Origin of the sequence: Desulforegula conservatrix Mb1Pa (assembly GCF_000426225.1) — a bacterium.
GTDB lineage: Bacteria > Desulfobacterota > Desulfobacteria > Desulfobacterales > Desulforegulaceae > Desulforegula > Desulforegula conservatrix.
In genome coordinates, this window is sequence record NZ_AUEY01000139.1 from 1 (window position 1) to 3,507 (window position 3,507).

At 41.0% G+C, this 3,507-nt stretch carries 3 protein-coding genes and 1 pseudogene; all 4 read left to right on the plus strand.

Annotation, left to right across the window (positions count from 1 at the left end; all coding sequences use genetic code 11):
- Positions 1 to 104: 104 nt before the first annotated feature.
- Positions 105 to 566 (plus strand): annotated as a pseudogene (locus K245_RS25795) (MAE_28990/MAE_18760 family HEPN-like nuclease); the annotation flags it as partial.
- A 430-nt stretch (positions 567 to 996) separates the two neighbouring features.
- Entirely contained in the window at positions 997 to 1,797 is an 801-nt protein-coding gene (locus K245_RS0120935) for a hypothetical protein (RefSeq protein ID WP_027360733.1), read from the plus strand.
- 133 nt (positions 1,798 to 1,930) lie between these two features.
- Positions 1,931 to 2,146 (plus strand): helix-turn-helix transcriptional regulator, encoded by a 216-nt coding sequence (locus K245_RS0120940; protein ID WP_198013955.1) that lies wholly within the window; start codon positions 1,931 to 1,933, stop codon positions 2,144 to 2,146.
- Positions 2,147 to 2,154: 8 nt separating this feature from the next.
- Positions 2,155 to 3,432: an AAA family ATPase gene (locus tag K245_RS27045; protein ID WP_051284509.1), complete on the plus strand. Its 1,278-nt coding sequence runs from the start codon at positions 2,155 to 2,157 to the stop codon at positions 3,430 to 3,432.
- Positions 3,433 to 3,507: the final 75 nt, after the last annotated feature.

Below are 3,507 nucleotides of genomic sequence, written 5' to 3' on the forward strand. Positions count from 1 at the left end.
TGATCCTCCATATCACAACATTGGATAACCGGGTTTGCATTAAGCGGGAATTCTAATTGTCGTCAGGGGGGATTTATAACTGTCGTTGATCAAAAAACACTTTAACGGTCTTTTATGACGAGGCCGCAAAAGCTGCAGGGAAATGCGAACATTTACCATCAAACACTAGAGTATTTGCCCTAAAGGACGCTCTGAGATCTATTAGGAGTCTACCATATGATGCCATGTTGACCAAAATTGAAAAGTTCCAGATTGATCATCTCTCAAGCAACCCAAATTTTCCGGATGTCGACACCAAATCCAATCTGTGGCCAGATGTATTGATAGATCTATTCAAGACTGCTGACTTAGATACGAGTATTGCAGAAAAAAATGATGCCAAACTTCGTACCTTGGTGATTAGACGCAACAGCATTGCTCATGGTGAAAAAAATTTTATCAATGAAATTTCTTACTTTCGAGGGTTTGAGGAGGCAGTCTATGAGGTGATGTATGACGTTGCACTACAAGTTGATTATAGACTTTCACAACCACCTTATCTCTCCGGGCAAAGTCAGTCTTTTTGAGTGTCCGGCAAAAAAGTTTTCTCTTTGGAAATGTACTCGAAAAGCTTTTAGATACCATTAAAAATGGCGTTTAATAGCAAAAGGACGCCATAAGGGAAAAAGGACGTTTTTTAAAGTTTCTTGTCCGGTTGCATGGAAGTTTCCCAGGTGGTTTACAAGCAGTTTACCAAAAGTTTCCTTATGAGTTTACTGACTCTGTGTTAATATGGATAACTCATTGATTTTATTGAAGGTTGCACGGATGTTTTCTTGCAATAATAAGATATTTATAAAAATATCAACAACTTAACTTAAAAAGTTGCATAGTTTCCTTGTGTATAGGGGCGCAACCAGGAAACTCAAAAATTTGCGGGATAGGCCGACGGGCTGAAAGCTGTATTTCCTGATGCAGTTTCCCGCATAAAAATTCAGGGCGCAACAGGAGGCGCGGATGAATTGCTTTCCAAAAGTAGATAAAGAAAAACGTAAAGAATATTTAAAGGGAGAGAATAACGATTGGCCGGAATTCGTTGAATACAAAAAAAAACAAGGCATAGAAATATCGCTTAGCGATAAGGAGACAGGCGGCCTAAACCTTGACCTATTTTTTGAGTATTTTCGCTGGAGCAAGGTATGGCAAAAAATATTTATGGGTAAACTTGCTGCATTTGAAAGAGCAATTGGTCAAGAAATCATAGATGAAGATGCTATCGCAACAATAGTGGAGGTAATGAGGATCTCAGAACTTTATGGTCTTGCAGCGAGACTCATGCCTGAAGAGTATAGGAATTCAAGACCTTCTGATACAGCTAAAAAGTTAGAGCGTATTGCAAATTTAGGAGAGAATTTCATAGAAGCAATTGAAGAATTTGTTATAGATACAGGCTTTCAACCAAGAATTGGATTAATGAAGCCGACGGAAAAGTGGTTTGAGTATTCAACTTTATTTAGAACAGGGGAGCATAATATTGTTGATTTTATTAAGCTCACTAAAGAGTTGAAAGAAAAATATGCAAACATAAAAAATGAAGAAGATCATGTTACCCTTCAAGACATGCTATTCAAATTAATTGGCGGGTTTTATCGGCGCGTAACTAAAAAAAAACCAAGCGTATATTGGGACAACCATGCCGAAATGTATAAAGGAAAATTCTTAGTTTTTTGTTCTGCTTTTGCTCCGGGTTTGTGGCCTGTATCTGATTGGCCAGCAATGATAAAACGCCTATTCCCGCCAGAAAAAGAAACAAAATAAGGCGATTTTTTTCCAAGAATTTTTTTTCTTCGCCTTATACAAACCTAATCTCACCTCTTAATATCGCATCAGACATTAACGAACCGGGCAATCAATCTCTGGTTGCCCTGAACCCACAATGGAGAGCGATATATTGAAAAACTCATTACCTCAGACCGGACTACTCAGACTCGAACAAATAATAGGCAATAAAAAAAAGGGCATCCCTGCAATAGTGCCTGTTTCAAAAAGCACTTTTTGGGCTGGGGTTAAAACTGGACGATTTCCAAAGCCTCTAAAAATTTCAGAAAGATGCACAGCGTGGCGCGTCGAGGACATCATGGCACTCATTAACGGAACTATTGTTTAAGGGGGTGTATGATTCCATTTGATTCCAAAAATATCATTGAAGCCTTAACAAGACAGATTCCCGGATCACTTATAACACCTGATAAGCTGATACCAGGGAAGTTTTCAAGATTTTCAACCAATGGAAAGACCGGGGATAGATCAGGGTATATCAAAATTTATCCTGATGGTGAGGGGGCTGTTTTCGGATGTATGAGACAGCAAATAAAAGGAAGCTGGCAGATAAGAGCAGCAAGAACGCCAGAAGAGAAAAAGGCCTTTCAGGAGCAAATAAGACAGGCTCAGGAAGAAGCCGCATTGATACTTTCGGCGGCACAGGAGGAACGCAGCAGGCTTTCAACAGAACTGTTTTTAACTCTTCCCCTTGCAAGTCCTGACCATGCTTATCTGAAAGAAAAGAAGATTTCACCACATGGCGCAAAACAGGATGATAACGGCAATCTGATTGTTTTTGTTTATGGCCCTGATGGCAAGATTCACGGACACCAGATCATTAAACCAGACGGTTCAAAGATGTTCGCACCGGACACGGCAAAGAAAGGGCATTATTTCGTCATAGGAAAGCCAAAAGGAAAGATTCTTCTTGCTGAAGGCTTTGCAACAAGCGCGACAATTCACGAGGCTACAGGGCAGGCGGTGGCTTGTGCATTCGATGCCGGAAATCTGGGAGCGGTGGCAAGGGTGTTAAGGGCGAAATATCCTGAAATTCAAATCATTATATGCTCGGATGATGACCACAGAACAGAAGGTAATCCGGGCATTACCAAGGCAACAGAAGCCGCAAGAGCTGTGAATGGGCTGCTTGCTGTTCCTTCCTTCTCTGGCGAACGAGGAGACAAAGACACCGATTTCAACGATCTGATGAAACTTGAAGGGATCGAGGCGGTAAAGATTCAGGTTGAAAAGGTGATAAACCAGAAGCAACAGCCGCGAGGGAAATTCCAGCTTGTCAGATTCGGAGAAATAAAGCTCAGGAACATCTCTTGGTTGATTAAGGGATATATTGAAGAAGGTTCAATGAATCTTGCGATTGGAGACCCTGGGAGCGGCAAAAGTTTTCTTGCGGTTGATTGGGCTTGCAGGATCGCCACAGGGACAGACTTTTATGGAAGCAGTGTTAAAGCGGGGGCAGTTGTCTATATCGCAGGAGAGGGCAACAACGGGCTTACAAGGAGGTTTACTGCATGGGCTATCAGGAACAACATAAAACTTGAATCAGCACCTGTATATATTTCAAACATGCCAGCACAACTGACAGACCAGGAACAGATAAGTGGTCGGTTTTGATTGGACAGATTTTCTGAAAATATAAGTGAAAATCCTATCAACAAATCCTTATATAATTTTGACCTCTGTGTCTCA

Bases quoted from the DNA above. Each gene is read 5' to 3' on its own strand.
- K245_RS0120935 (WP_027360733.1), top strand. From the start codon at position 997: ATGAATTGCTTTCCAAAAGTAGATAAAGAAAAACGTAAAGAATATTTA.
- K245_RS27045 (WP_051284509.1), top strand. From the start codon at position 2,155: ATGATTCCATTTGATTCCAAAAATATCATTGAAGCCTTAACAAGACAG.